19 protein-coding genes and 1 tRNA gene are annotated in these 20,970 nt (G+C 72.2%); 14 read left to right on the top strand and 6 right to left on the bottom strand.

Annotation, left to right across the window (positions count from 1 at the left end; translation table 11 throughout):
* Positions 1-123 precede the first annotated feature (123 nt).
* The 3 genes from IE134_RS18840 (at position 124) to IE134_RS18830 (ending at position 2,610) form a co-directional block, all read left to right on the top strand.
* Positions 124-825 carry a FadR/GntR family transcriptional regulator gene (locus tag IE134_RS18840; protein ID WP_010057081.1) on the top strand — a complete coding sequence of 234 codons (702 nt, stop codon included), beginning with the start codon at positions 124-126 and terminating at the stop codon, positions 823-825.
* A gap of 70 nt (positions 826-895) precedes the next feature.
* On the top strand, positions 896-1,981 hold the full coding sequence (locus IE134_RS18835; protein ID WP_030712171.1) for an S-(hydroxymethyl)mycothiol dehydrogenase: 1,086 nt from the start codon (positions 896-898) through the stop codon (positions 1,979-1,981).
* Positions 1,981-2,610: an MBL fold metallo-hydrolase gene (locus tag IE134_RS18830; RefSeq protein WP_030712174.1), complete on the top strand. Its 630-nt coding sequence runs from the start codon at positions 1,981-1,983 to the stop codon at positions 2,608-2,610. The genes IE134_RS18835 and IE134_RS18830 overlap by 1 nt, the downstream gene beginning before the upstream one ends.
* 9 nt (positions 2,611-2,619) lie before the next feature.
* Here the strand turns inward: IE134_RS18830 and IE134_RS18825 are convergent, their stop codons facing one another.
* Both IE134_RS18825 and IE134_RS18820 read right to left on the bottom strand, forming a co-directional pair.
* Positions 2,620-3,558: a pseudouridine synthase gene (locus IE134_RS18825; RefSeq protein ID WP_030712176.1), complete on the bottom strand. Its 939-nt coding sequence runs from the start codon at positions 3,556-3,558 to the stop codon at positions 2,620-2,622.
* A 62-nt stretch (positions 3,559-3,620) separates the two neighbouring features.
* A tRNA-Leu gene (locus IE134_RS18820) sits at positions 3,621-3,708 on the bottom strand.
* 183 nt (positions 3,709-3,891) lie between these two features.
* Between IE134_RS18820 and IE134_RS18815 the strand changes: the two genes are divergently transcribed.
* The 3 genes from IE134_RS18815 to IE134_RS34550 all read left to right on the top strand — a co-directional run bounded on the left by IE134_RS18815 (position 3,892) and on the right by IE134_RS34550 (position 6,563).
* Positions 3,892-5,223, top strand: coding sequence for a M20/M25/M40 family metallo-hydrolase (locus IE134_RS18815; RefSeq protein ID WP_006123412.1), 1,332 nt, complete (start codon positions 3,892-3,894; stop codon positions 5,221-5,223).
* Between the two features lie 153 nt (positions 5,224-5,376).
* Positions 5,377-5,610, top strand: a complete 234-nt coding sequence (gene chpH, locus IE134_RS18810; protein ID WP_006123411.1) for a chaplin ChpH — start codon at positions 5,377-5,379, stop codon at positions 5,608-5,610.
* A 140-nt stretch (positions 5,611-5,750) separates the two neighbouring features.
* Complete coding sequence (locus tag IE134_RS34550) at positions 5,751-6,563, top strand: chaplin (RefSeq protein WP_030712177.1); 813 nt, start codon at positions 5,751-5,753, stop codon at positions 6,561-6,563.
* Between the two features lie 70 nt (positions 6,564-6,633).
* Here IE134_RS34550 and IE134_RS18800 read toward each other — a convergent pair whose 3' ends face one another.
* The gene (locus IE134_RS18800) at positions 6,634-6,822 is read right to left on the bottom strand and encodes a DUF5703 family protein (protein WP_006123409.1); all 189 of its coding nucleotides are present in this window, start codon (positions 6,820-6,822) and stop codon (positions 6,634-6,636) included.
* 47 nt (positions 6,823-6,869) lie between these two features.
* On the opposite strand from IE134_RS18800, the gene IE134_RS18795 reads away from it, so the two are divergent.
* Positions 6,870-7,532 carry a hypothetical protein gene (locus tag IE134_RS18795; RefSeq protein WP_030712180.1) on the top strand — a complete coding sequence of 221 codons (663 nt, stop codon included), beginning with the start codon at positions 6,870-6,872 and terminating at the stop codon, positions 7,530-7,532.
* An 85-nt stretch (positions 7,533-7,617) separates the two neighbouring features.
* On the opposite strand, the gene IE134_RS18790 is transcribed toward IE134_RS18795, so the two are convergent.
* Positions 7,618-9,945 (bottom strand): helix-hairpin-helix domain-containing protein, encoded by a 2,328-nt coding sequence (locus IE134_RS18790; protein ID WP_126932244.1) that lies wholly within the window; start codon positions 9,943-9,945, stop codon positions 7,618-7,620.
* The gene (locus tag IE134_RS18785; protein WP_030712184.1) at positions 9,942-10,925 is read right to left on the bottom strand and encodes an aldo/keto reductase; all 984 of its coding nucleotides are present in this window, start codon (positions 10,923-10,925) and stop codon (positions 9,942-9,944) included. The genes IE134_RS18790 and IE134_RS18785 overlap by 4 nt, the downstream gene beginning before the upstream one ends.
* 139 nt (positions 10,926-11,064) lie before the next feature.
* Here IE134_RS18785 and IE134_RS18780 point away from each other — a divergent pair, with 139 nt between their 5' ends.
* Together IE134_RS18780 and IE134_RS18775 are read left to right on the top strand one after the other, a co-directional pair.
* Positions 11,065-12,114: an LLM class F420-dependent oxidoreductase gene (locus IE134_RS18780; protein WP_030712186.1), complete on the top strand. Its 1,050-nt coding sequence runs from the start codon at positions 11,065-11,067 to the stop codon at positions 12,112-12,114.
* A gap of 235 nt (positions 12,115-12,349) precedes the next feature.
* The gene (locus IE134_RS18775) at positions 12,350-13,138 is read left to right on the top strand and encodes a hypothetical protein (protein WP_030712189.1); all 789 of its coding nucleotides are present in this window, start codon (positions 12,350-12,352) and stop codon (positions 13,136-13,138) included.
* Positions 13,139-13,182: 44 nt separating this feature from the next.
* Here the strand turns inward: IE134_RS18775 and corA are convergent, their stop codons facing one another.
* Positions 13,183-14,178, bottom strand: a complete 996-nt coding sequence (gene corA / locus IE134_RS18770; RefSeq protein WP_030712192.1) for a magnesium/cobalt transporter CorA — start codon at positions 14,176-14,178, stop codon at positions 13,183-13,185.
* Positions 14,179-14,227: 49 nt separating this feature from the next.
* Here corA and IE134_RS18765 point away from each other — a divergent pair, with 49 nt between their 5' ends.
* The 5 genes from IE134_RS18765 (at position 14,228) to IE134_RS18745 (ending at position 20,945) form a co-directional block, all read left to right on the top strand.
* Positions 14,228-14,950 (top strand): histidine phosphatase family protein, encoded by a 723-nt coding sequence (locus IE134_RS18765; protein WP_030712195.1) that lies wholly within the window; start codon positions 14,228-14,230, stop codon positions 14,948-14,950.
* Between the two features lie 70 nt (positions 14,951-15,020).
* Positions 15,021-15,611 carry a DUF3090 domain-containing protein gene (locus IE134_RS18760; RefSeq protein WP_030712197.1) on the top strand — a complete coding sequence of 197 codons (591 nt, stop codon included), beginning with the start codon at positions 15,021-15,023 and terminating at the stop codon, positions 15,609-15,611.
* Positions 15,575-16,414: an SCO1664 family protein gene (locus IE134_RS18755; protein ID WP_189431125.1), complete on the top strand. Its 840-nt coding sequence runs from the start codon at positions 15,575-15,577 to the stop codon at positions 16,412-16,414. The genes IE134_RS18760 and IE134_RS18755 overlap by 37 nt, the downstream gene beginning before the upstream one ends.
* Before the next feature lie 121 nt (positions 16,415-16,535).
* Complete coding sequence (gene mshC / locus IE134_RS18750; RefSeq protein ID WP_098019501.1) at positions 16,536-17,765, top strand: cysteine--1-D-myo-inosityl 2-amino-2-deoxy-alpha-D-glucopyranoside ligase; 1,230 nt, start codon at positions 16,536-16,538, stop codon at positions 17,763-17,765.
* Between the two features lie 114 nt (positions 17,766-17,879).
* The gene (locus tag IE134_RS18745) at positions 17,880-20,945 is read left to right on the top strand and encodes an NPCBM/NEW2 domain-containing protein (RefSeq protein ID WP_189431123.1); all 3,066 of its coding nucleotides are present in this window, start codon (positions 17,880-17,882) and stop codon (positions 20,943-20,945) included.
* Positions 20,946-20,970 lie beyond the last annotated feature (25 nt).

Below are 20,970 nucleotides of genomic sequence, written 5' to 3'. Positions count from 1 at the left end.
TCGCTGTCTTCTTCGACATCGGTCCGTCGCGCTACTGAAACCTATTAGGTACGACTTATTCAAGACCCTGTGACGTAAAAGTCGTACTTATTATTCCCGGGGCCCGCCCCGTAGGCTTGACCCATGACCACACAGAGCCAGGGGCTGCATACACATGTGCTGGACACCCTGGGTCTGGAGATCTCCTCCGGCCAGTGCCCGCCCGGCAGCGTGCTGCGCACCGACGAGCTCGCCCAGCGCTTCGACGTCTCCCGTACGGTGATCCGCGAAGTCATCCGGGTCCTGGAATCGATGCACCTGGTCGAGTCCCGCCGTCGCGTCGGTGTGACGGTCCGCCCCACCGAGACCTGGAACGTGTACGACCCCCAGGTCATCCGCTGGCGCCTGGCCGGCGCCGACCGCCCCCGCCAGCTGCGCTCCCTCACCGTGCTGCGCTCCGCGATCGAGCCGGTCGCGGCTGGCCTCGCCGCCCGCCACGCCACCGCCGAGCAGTGCGCCGAGCTCACCGAACGGGCCCTCGGCATGGTCGCCACCTCGCGCGGCCAGCAGCTGGAGGGCTACCTCGAACACGACATCGCCTTCCACCGCATCGTCCTCAACGCCTCCGGCAACGAGATGTTCGCCCGCCTCGGGGACGTCGTCGCCGAGGTCCTCGCGGGCCGCACCCACCACCAGGTGATGTTCGAGGACCCCGACCCGGCCGCCGTCACCCTGCACGTCCGCCTCGCCGAAGCGGTCCGCGAGGGCGACCCGGAGGCCGCCGAGCGGATCACCAAGGAGATCGCGGTCGGCGCCCTGCACGAACTGGACGTCCTCGCTCCGTAGCAGCCCTCCCAAGGCGTACGGTGGTCCGCGATCGATCTTCGCGAAGCGCGGGAGCAGGGAGAGCACGGTTATGGCACAGCAGGTGCAAGCGGTCATCGCACCGGGCAAGAACGAGCCGGTCAGGGTCGAGACGATCGTCATCCCGGACCCCGGCCCCGGCGAGGCCGTCGTGAAGATCCAGGCGTGCGGCGTCTGCCACACCGACCTGCACTACAAGCAGGGCGGCATCAACGACGAGTTCCCCTTCCTCCTCGGCCACGAGGCGGCGGGCGTCGTGGAGTCGGTCGGCGAGGGCGTCACGGACGTCGCCCCCGGCGACTTCGTCATCCTCAACTGGCGTGCGGTGTGCGGGCAGTGCCGTGCCTGTCTGCGCGGCCGCCCCTGGTACTGCTTCGACACCCACAACGCGAAGCAGAAGATGACGCTGCTCGACGGCACGGAGCTGTCGCCCGCCCTCGGCATCGGCGCCTTCGCGGAGAAGACCCTCGTCGCCTCCGGCCAGTGCACCAAGGTCGACCCCGAAGTGGCCCCCGAGGTCGCCGGACTCCTCGGCTGCGGCGTCATGGCGGGCATCGGCGCCGCCATCAACACCGGCCAGGTCGGCCGCGGCGACTCCGTCGCCGTCATCGGCTGCGGAGGCGTCGGCGACGCGGCGATCGCCGGGGCCCGGCTGGCCGGCGCGGCGAAGATCATCGCGGTCGACATCGACGACCGCAAGCTGGAGACGGCGAAGAAGATGGGCGCCACCCACACCGTCAACTCCCGCACCACCGACCCCGTCGAGGCGATCCGCGCCCTCACCGACGGCAACGGCGCCGACGTCGTCATCGAGGCCGTCGGCCGCCCGGAGACGTACGAACAGGCCTTCTACGCCCGCGACCTCGCCGGAACGGTCGTCCTCGTCGGCGTCCCCACCCCCGACATGAAGCTCGAACTGCCGCTCCTGGACGTCTTCGGCCGCGGCGGCTCCCTCAAGTCCTCCTGGTACGGCGACTGCCTGCCCTCCCGCGACTTCCCGATGCTCGTCGACCTCCACCAGCAGGGGCGCCTCGACCTCGCCGCCTTCGTCACCGAGACCATCGGACTCGGCGACATCGAGCAGGCCTTCGCCCGCATGCACGACGGCGACGTCCTCCGCTCGGTGGTGGTCTTCTGATGACCGCCCGCATCGACCACCTGGTCACCTCCGGCACCTTCGCCCTCGACGGCGGCGAATGGGACGTCGACAACAACGTCTGGATCGTCGGCGACGACACCGAGGCGATCGTCATCGACGCCGCCCACGACGCCGCCGCCATCGAGGCCGCGCTCGGCGGCCGTACGCTGCGCGCCATCGTCTGCACCCACGCGCACAACGACCACATCGACGCCGCCCCGGCCCTCGCCGCGGCCACCGGCGCCCCGATCCTGCTCCACCCGGACGACCTGCCGCTCTGGCTGAAGACCCACCCGGAGCACACCCCCGACGGCGCCCTCACCGACGGCCAGGAACTCACCGTGGCGGGCACCACGCTCACGGTCCTGCACACCCCGGGCCACGCCCCCGGCGCGGTCTGCCTGTACGCCCCCGAGCTGGGCACCGTCTTCACCGGCGACACCCTCTTCCAGGGCGGCCCCGGCGCCACCGGCCGGTCCTTCTCGTCGTTCCCCACGATCATCGACTCGATCCGGGACCGGCTGCTCACGCTCCCGGGCGACACCAAGGTCCGCACCGGCCACGGCGACCCCACCACCATCGGCGCGGAGGCCCCGCAGCTCGACGAGTGGATCAAGCGCGGCCACTGAGCGCGTACGTCACCGATCCGGCCAGGCGGAGAGCCGCAGCGCACTCGCGAAACGACGCGGCTCCCCGCCGACCGGATCGGTGAACTCCAGCACCCGCGCCAGCAACTGCAAGGGCCGGTCCCAGTCCTCCACCGCTGCCTCCGGCACCACCACCGGATACAGCGGATCGTGGACGATCGGCAGCCCCAGGGCGTTCATATGGACCCGCAGCTGATGCGTCCGCCCGGTCGCCGGCAGCAGCCGGTACCGCCCGACCCCGCCCCGGTGCTCCACCAGCTCCACCCGGCTCTCACTGTTCGCCTCGCCCGGCTCCTCCCGGGCGGCGAGCACCCCGCGCTCCTTCACGATCCTGCTGCGTACGGTCCGGGGGAGCGCCACGCCGGGGTCGTACGGGGCCACCGCCTCGTACTCCTTCGTCACCCGCCGGTCCCGGAACAGCGTCTGATACGCACCCCGGTCCTCCGGCCGCACCACGAACAGCACCAGCCCCGCCGTCAGCCGGTCCAGCCGGTGCGCGGGCTGGAGGGCGGGCAGCTCCAGCTCCCTCCGCAGCCGGGCCACCGCGGTCTCGGTGATGTGCCGCCCCCGGGGCATCGTCGCCAGGAAGTGCGGCTTGTCCGCGACCACGATCCGCTCGTCCCGGTACACCACCCCGACCGGGAAGGGCACCGGCACCTCGGCCGCGAAGTCCCGGTGGAACCAGAGATACCGCCCGGCGGCATACGGCTCCGAGCCCCGCACGGCGACCCCGTCGGCCCCCACGAACCGCCCGGCGTCCAGCATCCCGGCCACCCGGTCCGCCCCGATCGCCCCGCCGAACCGGTCGGCCAGATGCTCCCCGACGGTGGCCCAGAGCCCTTCCGGATCCTCCGGAAGCCGCACCCGTACGGCATCGATCCCGGCCCGCTGGGGAAGAGGGGCGGCGGGCGGCTTCCTGCGACCCCGCATCCTCGCCCCTCTCCGTGATCGCCCGGTGACGCAAAAGAGCCCCACCGAAGTGGGGCTCCTGCTGGTGTCCGAGGGGGGACTTGAACCCCCACGCCCGATAAAGGGCACTAGCACCTCAAGCTAGCGCGTCTGCCATTCCGCCACCCGGACAAGGTGTCTGTCTCGCGGGCCGTGCCCGTTCCGACGTGGAAAACCATAGCAAACATTCGAGGGTGCTCGATCACGCCCCGATGGCTGTGAACGGTGCGTGACGGGGGGTGTGCGGCCTTGGGTGTACGCCGTGGGCGCGGGAGGATGAGAAGGAGCACCACAGCGACCGTGGAAGGAACCAGCGTGAGCGAGAGCAGCACGGGCAAGGCCGGCACCGGCAGGGCCGAGCAGGAGGTCGTCGACCTCTGTCGTGACCTGATCCGGATCGACACCAGCAACTACGGCGACCACTCGGGCCCCGGCGAGCGGCTCGCCGCCGAGTACGTCGCGGAGAAGCTCGCGGAGGTCGGCCTGGAGCCGCAGATCTTCGAGTCGCACAAGGGGCGCGCCTCCACCGTCGCCAGGATCGAGGGCGAGGACCCCTCCCGCCCGGCGCTCCTCATCCACGGGCACACCGACGTCGTCCCGGCCAACGCGGCGGACTGGACGCACGACCCCTTCTCCGGGGAGATCGCGGACGGCTGCGTCTGGGGCCGGGGCGCGGTCGACATGAAGGACATGGACGCGATGACCCTCGCGGTCGTCCGGGAGCGGATGCGCAGCGGCCGCAAGCCCCCGCGCGACATCGTGCTCGCCTTCCTCGCCGACGAGGAGGCGGGCGGCACGTACGGGGCCCGCTACCTCGTGGACAACCACCCGGGTCTCTTCGAGGGCGTCACCGAGGCGATCAGCGAGGTCGGCGGCTTCTCCTTCACCGTCAACGAGAACCTGCGGCTGTATCTGGTGGAGACGGCCCAGAAGGGCATGCACTGGATGAAGCTGACCGTGGACGGCACCGCCGGACACGGCTCGATGATCCACAAGGACAACGCCATCACCGAGCTGTCCGAGGCGGTCGGGCGGCTGGGCCGGCACAAGTTCCCGGTGCGGGTCACCAAGACGCTGCGGCACTTCCTGGACGAGCTCTCCGACGCGCTCGGCACCGAGCTGGACCCGGAGAACATGGACGAGACGCTCGCCAAGCTCGGCGGTATCGCCAAGCTCATCGGCGCCTCCCTCCAGAACACTGCCAACCCCACCCAGCTCGGCGCCGGATACAAGGTCAACGTCATCCCGGGCCAGGCGACCGCCCATGTCGACGGCCGGTACCTGCCGGGGTACGAGGAGGAGTTCCTCGCCGACCTGGACCGGATCCTCGGCCCCAACGTGCGGCGCGAGGACGTGCACGCGGACAAGGCCCTGGAGACCACGTTCGACGGGGCGCTGGTCGACGCCATGCAGACCGCGCTGGTCGCCGAGGACCCGATCGCCCGGGCCGTTCCGTACATGCTCTCGGCCGGCACCGACGCCAAGTCCTTCGACGACCTGGGCATCCGGGGCTTCGGCTTCGCCCCGCTGAAGCTGCCGCCGGAGCTGGACTTCGCCGGGATGTTCCACGGCGTCGACGAGCGGGTCCCGGTCGACGGGCTCCAGTTCGGCGTGCGGGTGCTCGACCGGTTCATCGACCACTCCTGACCGGTCCATGACTGATTCGCCGCCGATTCGGCCACCTGTGCGGACATGTCCGAACGGGTGAAACGAGCCGTTCACACGTAGCCCCGCGAATTCCTCCTCGTTACAAGGTTTGCGGTCCGCGGCTGGGACCGCATTTTCCAACTAGGAGGAATCATGATCAAGAAGGTCGTCGCAGTTGCGGCTGCCACCGGTGGCCTCGTTCTCGCGGGTGCGGGCATGGCTTCCGCCGACGCGGGCGCCCAGGGTGCGGCCATCGGCAGCCCCGGCGTGCTGTCCGGCAACGTCGTCCAGGTTCCGGTCCACGTGCCGGTCAACGTGTGCGGCAACACGGTCTCCGTGATCGGTCTGCTGAACCCCGCCTTCGGCAACACCTGCGTCAACGCCTGATCGTTGAACGTCAACCCGTAAGGGTTTGAGCTCGACCGGTCCCGGAGTGCACTCCATGCACTCCGGGACCGTTCGGCATTCGGCTCCCGCACGGTCATGTCCGGGGGTTTTTCGGAAGCCAGAAGGCAGGAAACGAACCTATGCGACAGGTCACTCGTAAAGGCCTGATCACCATGGCGGCTGCGGGCGGAGTGCTCGCGCTGAGCGGTGGATACGCCCACGCCGACTCCGGAGCGGCGAGCACCGCCGCCGGCTCGCCGGGCGTGCTGTCCGGCAACTCGGTCCAGGTCCCGATCGACATCCCGGTCAACGTCTGCGGAAACTCCGTCAGCGTCGGCGGACTGCTCAACCCCGCCAGCGGAAACGACTGCGGAAACGGATCAGCAGGATCCGACCGGTCCGCGCAGACCGACCGGTCCGCGTCCGACCGGTCCGGCGGCGCCCAGGACCGCTCGGTCCCCGGCGGCTCCGGGAACGGCGCCCAGGCCGGCGACACCACGGCCTCGGACCGCACCTCCGAGCCCGGCACGGGCCGTCACCGGGCCCCGGACGGCGGCGCCACGGCGGAAGGGGTCGCCCAGGGCTCGCCCGGCATCCTCTCCGGCAACGCGATCCAGGCGCCGATCGACATTCCCGTGAACCTCTGCGGGAACAGCGTCACCATCGGCGGACTGCTGAACCCCGTCTTCGGCAACAGCTGCTCCAACGACTCCGAGGTTCCGCCCCCGCCGCCCGAGCAGCCGGAGAAGCCCCCGGTCACGCCCGAGAAGCCGGTCGACCCGCCGGTCAGCCAGCCGCCCGAGCCGAACGCCCCCGAAACCCGGAACGTTCCCCGCGAGCAGCTCGCACAGACCGGTGGTGACGGGCTCGAACTGCTCATCCCGGCCAGCGCCGGACTGCTGTTCGCCGGTGCCGGATCGGTGCTCTACCGCCGCTCGCGCAGCGCCGCCTGATCCGGGCGCGCCCAGCACGGCACACCGCACGAAAGAGAGCGGGCCCCGCCACCGCGGGGCCCGCTCCATGTCACCAGGTCGCCCGCAGCTGACGGATGATCCGTCGGCGCAGCCGCACTCTGCGGCTGCCGTCCCTGCGGAGCGTCAGGCGGTCCAGCTCCCAGTGTCCGTACTCGGCGTGGTCGGTCAGGAGTCGGGCCGCATCCTTGCGGGAGACCCCGCGCGGCACGTACACGTCGATGAATTCGTATTCCGGCATCGCATCTATTGTGCGGGCAGAGCCCCGCTACGGATAGCGTCTGCACTATGTCTGATGCTGCGCAGCCCACCGCTGCCGAGGTACGTGCCGCCGCCGAAGCGGTCAAAGCCGCGATCGACCGTCACCTCGACGCGGTCGAACGCCGTACCGGGGACGACGACCCCGCCGTCTACGACGCGTTCAACGCCCTGGCCGCTGCCGCCGAGGTCTACGACGAACTCCTCTACGACCGCTACGACGAAGTCACCCCCTTCGAGATCCCCGGCGCGGACGACTCCCTGCCGCCCTACGCCGGTCCCGCGGAGCCCAGCGCGCTCAGTGTCCTGATCCGCCGCGACTACGTGGTCGCCGAGCCCGAGCGTCTCCTCGCCCAGGCCCAGCGCCTTGCCGACGTCGACGCGGGCCCGGGCGCCGAGGACACCACCCCGGTGGTCGGCACCAGCGTGCACGCCGCCCTCGGCGTGCTCTTCGGCGAGTACGAACCGGACGAGATCGCCTCCCGGCACAAGGAGTTCGGTCTGGAGGAGGGCGACTCCACCCTCTGGGTCTCGGCCGGGGAAGCGGCACCGGAACCGGGGGAGTGGCTCGGCGCCCCCTTCGAGGACGCCGACCCCGAACTGGTGGTCTGTCGCTTCGACGTCAGCGCGGTCTTCGACGAGGAGGACGAGCCGGACGAGGACTTCGCGGGACCGGCGGTGGGCGGCGCCTGACCGGAGCCGGTTCCCGCACCGGACGTGACGGTGGGCCCCGGCGCGCATCGCGCCGGGGCCCACCGCTGTCCGGGCCGCGTGCCGCTCAGGAAGCCGCGTCGGGCGTCGGAAGCGCCTCCAGCAGCGGGCGCAGCCGGGTCGTCCGCTCCTGGGCCGGAACCTGCGCCACCGCGTGCGGGAGCGCCTGGTCCACCCCGTGCACCACGGACAGATGCCGCTCGCCCCGGCCGAACGCGGTGTACACCCACGGCCGGCTCAGACCCTGCGCCGCGTCGCCCGGCAGCACGACCACCGCGGCGGGCCAGCGCATCCCGGCCGCCTGGTGGGCGCTGAGGGCCCAGCCGTGCCGCACCGACGACTCCACCCGCTCCTGCGGTACGACGACGGGGACGCCCCCGCAGTCCAGGTGCAGCCCCTCGGCGTCGGCCGAGCGCACCACCCCGGGCACCGCACGGCCGGGGGCGGGCACATGGACCACCCGGTCGCCCGGGTCGAAACCGCCGAACCGGCCGGGGCCCGGGTTGAGCCGCTGCTTCAGCGCCTCGTTCAACACCCTGGTCCCGGCGGCCCCGCCATGGCCCACCGTGATCACCTGGGTCTCGTCGGCGGGGATGGAGAAGGCCCGGGGCACCGAGTCGGCGACCAGCTGCACGGTGCGGTGGACGGCCTCGCCCGCGTCCCGGACGGGGACGATCACCACCTCCTTGCCCGGGGCGTCGACCTGGTTCAGCTCGCCGATGCCGATGCCCGAGACCAGCTCGCCGATCGGGCCGGGGTCCGGGGTGCGGGAGACGACCTGAGGGCAGGTGCGGGCGGCCAGCACATCGGCGAACACCCGCCCGGCGCCCGCCGAGCCCAGCACGCCCGGGTCACCGCTCAGCACCAGCCGGGCGCCGTCGGCCAGCGCCTCGACCAGGACCGCCGCGCCCTCCACGTCCAGCTGCGGGGCGTCCAGCACGACCAGCAGGTCCAGGGCGAGCGCCCCGTCCTCGTCCCGCCCGGGGCCCTGAGCACCGGACAGCAGGCCGGCCAGCGTCACCGCCGTGTCCGGATCGCCGGTGGCCGCCGAGAGCCTCCGCCGCCCGTCCTCGCTGTGGGCCGCGCCGAAGGCCCGCAGCCCCAGACCCCGTGCCGCGGCGATCAGCGCGGCGGGCTCGGCCCGCGCCGCCTCACCGCCGCTGTGCGCGACCAGTCCGGCGGCGGCCGTCGTACGGATCAGCTCGGCGGCCGACGGGCTCGGGGCGGCGGCAGCGGCCTCCGCCCAGTCGGCGGCCTTCTCGCAGGTGTTGACCAGCCGGGCCAGACCGTCGGCGAGACTCTCCTCGGCCAGGGCGTAGCGGTCGAGGCCCAGCAGGATCCGGACCGGCTCCCCGGGCGCATCGGCGTCCGGGGCGAGGCCGCCCTCATCCGTCTCCTCCGCGCCCGCCTCGGTCTCCTCCGGCTCCTCGTCCCCGCCCTCCTGGAAGAGCAGGGCGACACCTTCCTCGACGGCCTCGAGCACCGCCGCGTCCGGGTCGCTCACCGCACGCTCGGCGAGCGCCGCCCGGACGGCTTCGGCGTCCAGGGCCGTGTGGCCCTGGAGGGCGGCGCGCTCCAGCACCCAGCCGACCAGGGCCGCCGTCCGGCGGCCGTCGTCCGGGCCGCAGTCGGCGCCCAGCAGGGCCCGGGCGAAGCCGTCGGCCTGTTCCGGCCGCACACCGGGCACGGCCAGCAACTGCCAGGGGTCGGTGCGCAGCAGCTCGCCCGCCTGCTCGCCCAGCGCGCCGACGGCCGGGCGGGCCAGCGCCTCGGGGGCCCCGCCTTCCACGAGCACCGAGCGCACCGCGTCCAGGGCCTCCGGAGAGGCGCTCTGCGGGGCGGGGGCGGCCTGGGGCGCGGGGGTCCGGGGCGGCTGGGCGGCGGCCGGGGCGGTGCGCCGGGGGGCCTGTGCCGGGGCGGGCGACGCGAAGAACGCGGAGCCCGTCTTCTCACCGCTCTCCACGGCCCGGACGGCCGCGAGCAGATCGGCGGCCGTGCCGCTCAGACCCGCACCGGCGGCGATGGGCGCGGCCTTCGCCGCCTTGCGCTGCTCGATGCGCTCCCGCAGCTCGCGCTGGGCGGCCAGCTCGGCCTGCGCCTCCGAGAGCTCGGGGGCGGGCGAGGCGGCGTCGGTGCTCGCGGCCTCGGTGCCGGCGCTCGGGGCCTCGGCCTCAGTGGCGCCCTCGGTGCTCGCGGCCTCAGCCTCGGCCCCGGCGTCGGGCTCGGCGGCCTCCGTGCTCGCGGGGTCGACCACCTCGGCGGCCCCGGCCCCGTCGCTCGCGGGGTCGGCGTCCGCCGTGGGCTCCTGGGCCCCGGCCTCGTCCGGCGGGGACACGGCGTCCTGCGGGGTGTCCGTGCCGCCGGTGCCGGGGGTCTCCCCGGGAAGCGCAGTCACAGCGTGCTCCAGTCCTGATCGGGATAACGGTGCACGGGCGCCGACACATCGTCGAGCGCCTGGCAGATCTCGTAGGGAAGACTAAGCGCCTCCACCGACAAAGCCTCCGCGAGCTGCCCGGCGTTGCGCGCACCGAGGATCGGCGCGGCCACCCCCGGCCGGTCCCGGACCCAGGCGAGCGCCACCTGGAGCGGGCTCGTCGCCAGGCCGTCCGCCGCCGTCGCCACCGCGTCCACGACCCGGGCCGCCGCATCGTCGAGATACGGCTCGACGAAAGGGGCGAGCCGCTCGGAGGCGCCCCGTGAGTCGGACGGGGTGCCCTGGCGGTACTTGCCGGTGAGCACCCCGCGCCCCAGCGGGGAGGACGGCAGCAGCCCGATCCCGAGGTCCAGCGCGGCGGGCAGCACCTCTCGCTCGATGCCCCGCTGGAGCAGCGAGTACTCCATCTGCGTACTGGCCAGCCGGGTGCGCACCCCGGGCGCGGCGAGCTGCCAGGTGGCCGCCTTCGCCAGCTGCCAGCCGCAGAAGTTCGACACGCCCGCGTAGCGCACGCGGCCGGAGGAGACGGCCAGGTCCACCGCCTGGAGGGTCTCCTCCAGCGGGGTCGCCGGGTCGAAGGCATGGACCTGCCACAGGTCCACGTAATCCGTGCCGAGCCGCTCCAGGGACGCGTCCAGGGCGGCCAGCAGATGCCCGCGCGAGCCGTTGACGCGGCGATAGGGGTCGGGGACGTTTCCGGCCTTCGTGGCGATGACCAGGTCCTCACGGGGGATCAGGCTGCCGACGAGCCGCCCGAGCAGATACTCGGCCTCGCCGCCCCCGTACACATCGGCGGTGTCCACCAGGGTGCCGCCCGCGTCCCAGAAGGCCTTCAGCTGATCCGCGGCGTCGTGCTCGTCCGTGTCGCGGCCCCAGGTGAGGGTGCCGAGCCCGATCCGGGACACGCGAAGGCCGGTACGGCCGAGATGCCTCTGCTCCATGGGCGCTGAGATTACTGGCCACGGCCCCACGCGGTGCAGGGGCTGTGGACAACCCGAGGTCCGCCGGGCCTGCCGGATCGCCGCCGCCCGCGCTAGAGTCCGGAGAAAGGGACGTTACTGATCAGTAAGGGGAGCGGCTATGCGGCTCGGCATCAATCTCGGTTACTGGGGCGCCGGCATGGACGGCGACAACCTCGCCGTCGCGCAGGAGGCCGACCGGCTCGGCTACGACGTCTGCTGGGCGGCCGAGGCGTACGGCTCCGACGCCCCGACCGTGCTGACCTGGGTCGCGGCCCAGACCGAGTCGATCGACGTCGGCTCCGCCATCATGCAGATCCCGGCCCGGCAGCCCACCATGACGGCGATGACCGCCGCCACCCTCGACTCGCTCTCCGGCGGCCGCTTCCGGCTCGGCCTCGGCGTCTCGGGCCCGCAGGTCTCCGAGGGCTGGTACGGCGTCAAGTTCGACAAGCCGCTGGCCCGCACCCGCGAGTACGTGGAGATCGTCCGCAAGGCGATGACCCGTGAGCGCGTGAGTTACGAGGGCGCGCACTGGACGCTGCCGCTCCCCGGCGGCCCGGGCAAGCCGATCAAGCTCACCGTGCACCCGGAGCGCGAGCACATCCCGCTCTACATCGCCGCGATCGGCCCCAAGAACCTGGAGCAGACCGGTGAGATCGCCGACGGCGCCCTGCTGATCTTCCCCTCCGCCGAGCACCTGGAGGAGACCGCGATCCAGCCGCTGCGTGCGGGCCGCGAGAAGGCCGGCAAGACGATGGAGGGCTTCGACGTCAGCCCGACGCTGCCGCTGGCCGTCGGCGATGACGTGACCGGCCTCGCCGACATGTTCCGCCCGTACACCGCCCTGTACGTCGGCGGGATGGGCAGCCGGAAGCAGAACTTCTACAACCAGCTCGCCCAGCGCATGGGGTACGAGAAGGAGGCCGCCGAGATCCAGGACAAGTACCTGGACGGGGACAAGGCCGGGGCCGCCGCCGCCGTACCGCACCAGCTGATCGACCAGACCGCGCTGCTCGGCCCCGTCGAGCGGATCGCCGACCGGATGCAGGCCTACGCCGCCGCCGGGGTCACCACGCTCAACCTCGCCCCGGCCGGCTTCACCCTGGAGGAGCGGCTCACCGCCCTGCGCGCCGGCACGGATGCCCTGGAGCGCTCCGGCCTCGCGTAACACCTGCGGGCAGCACTACGGCCGTGGTGGGGGCTCGGGGGTCTTCCCCGCCACGGCCGTCAGCAGGAACAACGCGCGACGCGCCCAAGAGTTACGCCGTCCCGGGGGCGCCCCGGCCGTGCGCGGTGCGTGACCGCTCCGGTTGCCGACCGCCCCGTAGCCCCTTTGACTCGTTCTGCGGAATACCGCTCCGCGGACCTGGGCTCCGCGGAAAACGGGTACGGAGGTGGCCCTCATGCTCTCTGCGCAGACCCTGTTCCAGGAGATCCTGGACAACGACGAGTCCTACCGGCTCTTCTGTTCCATTGCCGCGAGCGGCGAGGCCCAGGGCGGCTGGGAGAACGCCCGCATCGCCGCCCTCGTCCCGGAGGGCCGCCGTGAGCTGGCCCCCAGGATCGTCCGGCACGGCGCCGACGAGGACAAGCACGGCCGGATCTTCAACGCCCTTCTGAAGAAGCGCGGACTGCCGCCCGTCGAGGTCCCGCCCGAGACGGACTACACGATGCTCCTGGAGCAGCAGGGCATCGGCCTCGCGCACTCCCGGCTGCGCGGCGAGGAGCGGCTCACCGAGCGCGACATCATCACCTATCTGGCCCACAGCCGGATCACCGAGCAGCGCGCTTCCGAGCAGATGCAGCTGCTGCGCCGGTACTTCGCCGACCACCCCGACATCGGCCGCGCGGTGAAGATGATCTCCAACGACGAGGACAACCACCTCGCCTACTGCCACGAGGAACTGCTCGCCCTCGCCCGCGAGGGGCACGGCCGGACCATCCAGCGGATCATGCGCGAGTGCGCTCTGGCCGAGATCCGTGTCTACCGCGACGTCAGCCTCGCCGTGATGGCCGACATGGGCCGCATCCTCGGCTGGTCCCGCCCCAAGGCCGCCGTCCTCGCGGCGGGCATCCACGCGGTGTACGCGTACGAGCGCCTCGTCGGCTGGCGGCGCATGGTGACCCTGGAGATGCCGGAGCGGCGCAACGCGCTCGGCAGTCCCGCGGTGCCCGAGCACGAGTACGCCTGAGGCTCGAAGGCTCCGGCGGCCCGCCCCGGGCCGCCGGACGCCCCCTAGAGCCAGCCGCGCCGCTTGAACAGCCGGTACAGCCCGTACACCGCGAAGCCCATCAGCGCGACCACCGCCGGATACGTCCACGGCCAGTGCAGCTCCGGCATGTGGTCGAAGTTCATGCCGTAGATGCCCGCCACCATCGTCGGCACGGCGGCCATCGCCGCCCAGGCGGAGATCTTGCGCATGTCGTCGTTCTGCCGCACGCCCATCTGTGCCAGATGCGCCGACAGGATGTCCGAGAGCAGCCGGTCCAGCCCCTCCACCTGCTCGTTGGCGCGGGTCAGGTGGTCGGCCACGTCCCGGAAGAACGGCTGCGCGTGCTCGTGGACGAACGGCACGCCCGCGGCCGAGAGCCGGGCCATCGGCGCCGTCAGCGGACCGGCCGCCCGGCGGAACTCCAGCACCTGCCGTTTGAAGGTGTAGATCCGGGCGGCGGTGTTCTTCGAGTCGCCCGAGCCGGTCGGCGCGAAGACCTGCGCCTCCAGCTCCTCCAGGTCCACCTGGAGCTCGCCGGCCACGTCCATGTAGTGGTCCACGACGGCGTCGCTGACCGCGTACAGCACCGCCGTCGGGCCGTGCTTGAGAACCTCGGGCTCGGCCTCCAGCCGCTTGCGAACGGCCGCCAACGGGGCGCCCTCGCCGTGCCGGACCGTCACCACGAACGCGTCCCCTATGAAGACCATCAGTTCGTCGGCGCTGACGGTGTCGCTCTCGGGCTCGTAGACGATCGGCTTGAGCACCACGAACAGGGAGTCGTCGTACACCTCCAGCTTGGGCCGCTGGTGTGCCCGCAGCGCGTCCTCGACGGCCAGCGGGTGCAGCCCGAACTCGTCCCGTACGAGGTCGAACTCCTCCTCACTCGGTTCGTGCAGCCCGATCCACAGGAACGCGTCGTGCGAGGCCCGCGCCTCGTCCAGGGCGTCGGAGAAGTCGTCGGGCCGTTCGGTGCGGCGCCCGTCCCGGTAGATGGCACAGTCCACGATCACGGCGGGCATTCTTCCCCGTGAACCCGCCCCCACGCACCTCGGACGTACGCTGGCGGGTATGCCCACGCTGATCCTCGTACGCCACGGACGGTCCACCGCCAACACCGCCGGGGTGCTCGCGGGCCGCACCCCCGGCGTCCTTCTCGACGAACGCGGCGCCGCACAGGCCGCGGCCCTCCCCGGCCGGCTCGCCGCCGTCGTCCCGGTCCTCGCCGTCAGCAGCCCCCTGGAGCGCTGCCGGCAGACGCTCCAGCCGCTCCTCGACGCGCGCCCGGGCCTGCCCCTGCACACCGAGGACCGGATCAGCGAGTGCGACTACGGTCACTGGTCGGGCCGGAAGCTCGCCGAACTCGCCGACGAGCCCCTGATGTCGGTCGTCCAGCAGCACCCCTCCGCCGCGGCCTTCCCCGGCGGTGAGTCCATGCGCGCCATGCAGGCCCGCGCCGTCGACGCCGTACGCGACTGGAACGAGCGCGTCGAGGCGGAGCACGGCGAGGACGCCACGTACGTCATGTGCTCGCACGGCGACATCATCAAGTCCCTCGTCGCCGACGCCCTGGGCATGCACCTGGACCTCTTCCAGCGCATCCACGTCGACCCCTGTTCGGTCACCGCGATCCGCTACACCCGGCTGCGGCCCTTCCTCCTGCGGCTCGGCGACACCGGCGATCTCGACTCCCTGGCGCCCCGCGAACACGGCCTCGGGGCGGACGCCGCCGCGTCCCCCGCCGGTGACGGTTCGGCGGACGCGACGGTCGGGGGCGGCGCGGGCGCGCCGTGATCGCTCCGGGCAGTAGGGTGGACGCGCCGTAGCGCCCCCCAACCACCATCGAAGCTCAAGGGAGCAGGACGTGTCCCGTCAGGTGTTCCTCTACGACCCACCGGACCGATTCGTGGCCGGTACGGTCGGGCTGCCTGGCCGCCGAACGTTTTTCCTGCAGGCGTCCTCCCAGGGCCGGGTCACCAGCGTCGCCCTGGAGAAGACCCAGGTCGCCGCGCTCGCCGAGCGGATCGACGAGCTGCTCGACGAGGTCGTACGCCGCACGGGCGGCAACTCCCCGGTACCCGCCATGGCGCCCACCGACGTCACCGACACCGCGCCGCTCGACGTGCCCGTCGAGGAGGAGTTCCGGGTCGGCACCATGGCCCTGGCCTGGGACGGCGAGGAACAGCGCATGATCGTCGAGGCGCAGGCCCTCGTCGAGCTCGACGCCGACTCCGAGGACGATCTCGCGGAGGCCGAGGAGAAGCTCCTCCAGGACGAGGAGAACGGCCCGCCGATGCTCCGCGTCCGGCTCAGCGGCGCCCAGGCCCGCGCCTTCGCCAAGCGGGCCCTGGACGTCGTCAACGCCGGCCGCCCGCCGTGCCCGCTGTGCAGCCTGCCGCTCGATCCGGAAGGACACGTATGCCCGCGCCAGAACGGATACCGTCGCGGAGCCTGACGGACACCGAGCTGCTCACCCTGCTCACCGAGGGCACGCTCACCGTCCTCGGGCAGGTCGGCGGGGCGTCCAACGCGGTGCTGCACTGCACGGTGGCGTACGACGGCGAGGAGCGCACCTGCGCGTACAAGCCGGTCGCGGGGGAGCAGCCGCTCTGGGACTTCCCCGACGGCACCCTCGCCCAGCGGGAGGCCGCCGCGTACGAGGTCTCCCGGGCGACCGGCTGGGACCTCGTGCCGCCGACCGTGCTGCGGGACGGGCCGTACGGGCAGGGCATGGTCCAGCTCTGGATCGACGGCCCCGAGGACGGTGAGGACGCCCCCGAGCTGCTGGCGCTCGTCGAGGGCGAGGAGCCGGGCGACGGCTGGAAGGCCGTGGGCTTCGCGGACGTGGGGGAGGGGAGGACCGCGCTGCTGGTGCACGCGGACGACCCCCGGCTGCGGCGGCTCGCGGTGCTGGATGCGGTGATCAACAACGGCGACCGCAAGGGCGGCCATCTGCTGCCCGCGCCCGGCGGGCGGCTCTTCGGTATCGACCACGGCGTCACCTTCAACGCCGACGACAAGCTGCGGACCCTGCTCTGGGGCTGGGCGGGCGAACCGCTCACCGAAGAGGCCCTGGCGGTGCTGGGCCGGCTCGCCGCCGAGCTGGCGCCGGGGGCCGGCCTCGCCACCCGGATGGCCGAACTCATCACCCCGGCCGAGCTGGAGGCCCTGCGGGAGCGGATCGACGGGCTGCTCAAGAGCGCCGTGCACCCGAAGCCGAGCGGCCAGTGGCCGCCCATCCCCTGGCCCCCGGTGTAGCCGGCGCCCGACGGCGACCCGCGCTCTACCCCCTGCTGGGCGTTGCACGCAAGAGGGCCTCTTCGGACAGGTTTCCGGAGCCGGTTCGTATCCGGAAGCAACGTCCGGTTACGCTCATGACATGCATGCCTGGCCCGCTTCTGAGGTCCCCGCCCTGCCCGGCAAGGGCCGCGACCTTCGGATCCACGACACCGCGACCGGCGGACGGATCACCCTTGACCCCGGTCCCGTCGCCCGCATCTACGTCTGCGGCATCACGCCGTACGACGCGACCCACATGGGTCATGCGGCGACCTACAACGCGTTCGACCTCGTTCAGCGCGTGTGGCTCGACACCAAGCGGCAGGTTCACTACGTCCAGAACGTGACCGACGTGGACGATCCGCTGCTGGAGCGGGCCGTGCGCGACGGTCAGGACTGGACCGAGCTCGCGGAGCGCGAGACGGCACTCTTCCGCGAGGACATGACTGCCCTGCGGATGCTGCCCCCGCGGCACTACATCGGAGCGGTCGAGGCCATACCGGGCATCGTGCCCCTGGTCGAACGCCTCCGGGACGCGGGCGCCGCCTACGACCTGGACGGCGACACCTACTTCTCCGTCGACGCCGACCCGCACTTCGGCGAGGTCTCCGGCCTCGACGCCGAGGCGATGCGCCTGCTCTCCGCCGAGCGCGGCGGCGACCCGGAGCGCCCCGGAAAGAAGAACCCCCTCGACCCGATGCTCTGGATGGCCGCCCGCCCGGGCGAGCCGAGCTGGGACGGGGCCTCCCTGGGCGACGGCCGCCCGGGCTGGCACATCGAGTGCGTCGCCATCGCACTGGACCACCTCGGCATGGGCTTCGACATCCAGGGCGGCGGCTCCGACCTCGCCTTCCCGCACCACGAGATGGGCGCCTCGCACGCCCAGGCGCTGACCGGCGAGCACCCCTTCGCCCAGGCCTACGTCCACGCCGGCATGGTCGGCCTGGACGGCGAGAAGATGTCCAAGTCGCGCGGCAACCTTGTCTTCGTCTCGGCGCTGCGCCGCGACGGCGTGGACCCGGCGGCCATCCGGCTCGCGCTGCTTTCCCGCCACTACCGCTCCGACTGGGAGTGGGCCGACCAGGTGCTGGCCGACGCCGTCGAGCGCCTCGCGCGCTGGCGGGCCGCCGTCTCGCGCCCCGACGGGCCGTCCGCCGACGCGCTGGTCGAGGAGGTCCGCGAAGCCCTCGCCGACGATCTGGACAGCCCCGCCGCGCTCGCCGCGGTGGACCGCTGGGCCGCGCTCCAGGGCGCGGAGGGCGGCACCGACGAGGGCGCGCCCGGCCTCGTCTCGCGTACGGTCGACGCCCTGCTGGGGGTCGCTCTGTAGGCGGTTCCCCCGCCCGCCCCATGGCTTGAACCGGCCTCGGACTTCTCTACGAAGTTCGGGGTCGGTTCCTTTTTGTCCATGGTCACGTGCTCGAAGTTGCGCTAAAAGCCTTCTATGCAAACATCAACGCGCATGAGAGCGGCAGCGGTTGCTGCACTGCTCGGACTGCTCGCGGCCCTCTCGGGGCCCGGCGGGGCCCACGCCGACGAGGCCCCGGCGGAGAGCACGGAGACCACCACCGTCGGGGACGTGACCGGCTTCCGCGCGGACGGAGCGGTTTACCGGCTGACCGCCGGGCAGGCCGAGGCCCGGGTCAGCTTCGTCTCGAAGGAGACCTTCCGTATCGAGCTCGCCCCGGACGGGAAGTTCACCGACCCCACCGGCGACGACATCGTCCTGCCGCAGGGCGAGCCGCCCCACACCCGCTGGAAGGAGCGCGGCGACCGCTACGAGCTGTCGACGGGCGAGGTCACCCTGCGGGCCTACAAGAAGCCGCTGCGCTTCGCCCTGCACCGGGCGGACGGCAGCCGGATCTGGTCCGAGACGAAGGGCCTCAGCTGGACCGGTGAGAAGACCGTCCAGACGCTGGCCCGGGGCGCGAATGAGCAGTTCTACGGGGCCGGGATGCAGAACGGCCGCGGCAACACCACCCACCGCGACAAGACCGTCGAGGTCGCCGTCGACTACAACTGGGACGACGGCGGCCACCCCAACTCCGTGCCGTTCTACCTCTCGTCGGCCGGCTACGGCGTCTTCCGCAACACCTATGCCCCGGGCACCTACGCGTTCACCGACCCGGTGACGACCAGTGCGAAGGAACAGCGCTTCGACGCCTACTACTTCGCGGGCGAGGGCGCCGACGCCGCCAAGGACGTCATCGGGCAGTACACCGACCTCACCGGAAAGCCGTTCCTGCCGCCCGTCTACGGCATGGAGATCGGCGACGCCGACTGCTACCTCCACAACGCCAACCGGGGCGAGCGCCGCACCCTGGACTCGCTGAAGGTCGCCGACGGATACGTCGAGAACGACATGCCCAACGGCTGGATGCTCGTCAACGACGGCTACGGCTGCGGCTACGAGGACCTGGAGGAGACCGCCCAGGGCCTCAAGGACCGCAACATGGAGCTCGGCCTGTGGACCGAGGACGGCATCGAGAACCTCGAAGCCCAGGTCAAGGCCGGCCAGCGGGTCGCCAAGCTGGACGTCGCCTGGGTCGGCCCCGGATACAAGTTCGCCCTCGACGCCTGCAAGGACGCCTACCAGGGCATCGAGGACCACAGCGACGCCCGCGGCTTCACCTGGGCCCCCGAGAGCTGGGCCGGCGCACAGCGCTGCGGAGTGCAGTGGTCCGGCGACCAGTCCGGCACCTGGGAGTACATCCGCTGGCAGATCCCCACCTACGCGGGCGCCACCATGTCCGGTCTCGCCTACACCACCGGTGACGTCGACGGGATCTTCGGCGGCAGCGCCAAGACCTACACCCGCGACCTCCAGTGGAAGATGTTCCTCGGTACCACGATGACCATGGACGGCTGGGCCCCCATGGACAAGCAGCCCTTCCGCCACGGGGAGCCGTACACCTCGGTCAACCGCGACTACCTCAAGCTCAAGGAGTCGCTGCTGCCCTACCAGTACAGCTACGCCCACGAGGCCACCAAGACCGGTGTCGGCATGGTCCGCCCGCTGGTCCTCGAATACCCCGACGACCCGAAGGCGTCGACGGAGGCCGCGAAGTACGAGTTCCTCTCCGGCGAGCACTTCCTGGTGGCGCCCGTCTACCAGGACACCACCGAGCGCAAGGACATCTACCTCCCCAAGGGCACCTGGATCGACTACTGGAGCGGCCGCACCTACGAGGGCCCCACCACCATCGACTCCTACAGTGCCCCGCTCGACACCCTGCCGCTCTTCGTGAAGGCGGGCGCGGCCGTCCCGATGTGGCCGGGCATCCGCTCGTACCGCGACCGCACCGCCGACTCCCCGCTGGCCTGGGACGTCTACCCGCAGGGGAACACCTCCTTCACCCTGTACGAGGACGACGGCGTCACCCGCGAGCACCGCGACGGGAAGTACGCCACCCAGCGCGCCGACGTCCGGGCCCCGCAGCACGGCGCGGGCGACGTCTCCGTCACGATCAACGAGAGCCGGGGCAGCTTCACCGGCAAGCAGACCGCCCGCCCCTACGAGTTCACCGTCCACACCGGCTCCGAGCCGCGCGCGGTGAAGCTGGACCGGACGCTGCCCGAGCTGACCTCGAAGGCCGCGTACGACCAGGCCCGCCAGGGCTGGTGGTACGACCGCGACGACCGGGGCGGCGTGGTGCACGTGAAGACCGCGCCCCTGAGCACCGCGAAGAAGTTCACCGTGAAGCTCCTGGGCACCAGCGCGGTCGGCGGTAAGAAGGCATCGGCGGCCGCCGCCCTCACCGCCCCCACGGGCCAGGAGGCGGGTGCGGGCACCCCCGGCACGGTCCAGGTGGAGGTGACCGCGGGCAGCTCCGCCCTCACCGACACCACGGTCTCCCTCCAGGTCCCCGAGGGCTGGCGGACGGCCACCGCGAAGGTCCCGGGCCGCATCCCGGCCGGTGCCACCCGCCGGGTCGAGGTGGAGCTCACCCCGGCGAAGGACGCCGAGGTGCGCGAGACCCGGCTCACCGCGCTGGCCCGCTACCGGACCGCCGGGGAGACCCGCACGAGTCAGCAGCGGCTCGCCGTGTCCGTCCTGCCACCGGCCCCCGAGGGCGAGGCCTGGGCGAGCGATCTGGTCTGGCTCTCCGAGAGCAACGGCTACGGCCCCGCCGAACGCGACCGTTCCAACGGGGAGTCGGGCGCGAGCGACGGGAAGACGCTGACGCTCGCGGGGAAGACGTACGAGAAGGGGATCGGCACCCACGCCGACTCCGACATCGCCGTCCATCTCGGCGGCCGATGCACGGCGTTCACGGCCGACGTCGGGATCGACGACGAGATCAACGGCTACGGAGAGGTCGCGTTCTCCGTGGAGGGCGACGGCAAGGTGCTGTGGACCTCACCGAAGCTGACCGGCGCCTCGGCGACCGTGCCCGTGGACGTGAAGCTCGACGGCGTACGCCAGGTGCGGCTGAAGGTCACCGACACCAACGGGTCCAAGACGGGCGACCACGGCGACTGGGCGGCGGCGACGTTCCACTGCGCCTGAGCCGCACCGGGACGCTCCGGAACAG

It is taken from the genome of Streptomyces rubiginosohelvolus (genome assembly GCF_014649875.1).
Taxonomy (GTDB): Bacteria; Actinomycetota; Actinomycetes; order Streptomycetales; family Streptomycetaceae; genus Streptomyces; species Streptomyces rubiginosohelvolus.
Note: the sequence above shows the minus strand (reverse complement) of the source record. Positions and strands in the feature narration are given on the sequence as shown.

Coding starts and splice junctions, on each gene's coding strand:
- IE134_RS18840 (WP_010057081.1), top strand. CDS start 124: ATGACCACACAGAGCCAGGGGCTGCATACACATGTGCTGGACACCCTG.
- IE134_RS18835 (WP_030712171.1), top strand. CDS start 896: ATGGCACAGCAGGTGCAAGCGGTCATCGCACCGGGCAAGAACGAGCCG.
- IE134_RS18830 (WP_030712174.1), top strand. CDS start 1,981: ATGACCGCCCGCATCGACCACCTGGTCACCTCCGGCACCTTCGCCCTC.
- IE134_RS18825 (WP_030712176.1), bottom strand. CDS start 3,558: ATGCGGGGTCGCAGGAAGCCGCCCGCCGCCCCTCTTCCCCAGCGGGCC.
- chpH (WP_006123411.1), top strand. CDS start 5,377: ATGATCAAGAAGGTCGTCGCAGTTGCGGCTGCCACCGGTGGCCTCGTT.
- IE134_RS34550 (WP_030712177.1), top strand. CDS start 5,751: ATGCGACAGGTCACTCGTAAAGGCCTGATCACCATGGCGGCTGCGGGC.
- IE134_RS18800 (WP_006123409.1), bottom strand. CDS start 6,822: ATGCCGGAATACGAATTCATCGACGTGTACGTGCCGCGCGGGGTCTCC.
- IE134_RS18795 (WP_030712180.1), top strand. CDS start 6,870: ATGTCTGATGCTGCGCAGCCCACCGCTGCCGAGGTACGTGCCGCCGCC.
- IE134_RS18785 (WP_030712184.1), bottom strand. CDS start 10,925: ATGGAGCAGAGGCATCTCGGCCGTACCGGCCTTCGCGTGTCCCGGATC.
- IE134_RS18780 (WP_030712186.1), top strand. CDS start 11,065: ATGCGGCTCGGCATCAATCTCGGTTACTGGGGCGCCGGCATGGACGGC.
- IE134_RS18775 (WP_030712189.1), top strand. CDS start 12,350: ATGCTCTCTGCGCAGACCCTGTTCCAGGAGATCCTGGACAACGACGAG.
- corA (WP_030712192.1), bottom strand. CDS start 14,178: ATGCCCGCCGTGATCGTGGACTGTGCCATCTACCGGGACGGGCGCCGC.
- IE134_RS18765 (WP_030712195.1), top strand. CDS start 14,228: ATGCCCACGCTGATCCTCGTACGCCACGGACGGTCCACCGCCAACACC.
- IE134_RS18755 (WP_189431125.1), top strand. CDS start 15,575: ATGCCCGCGCCAGAACGGATACCGTCGCGGAGCCTGACGGACACCGAG.
- mshC (WP_098019501.1), top strand. CDS start 16,536: ATGCATGCCTGGCCCGCTTCTGAGGTCCCCGCCCTGCCCGGCAAGGGC.
- IE134_RS18745 (WP_189431123.1), top strand. CDS start 17,880: ATGCAAACATCAACGCGCATGAGAGCGGCAGCGGTTGCTGCACTGCTC.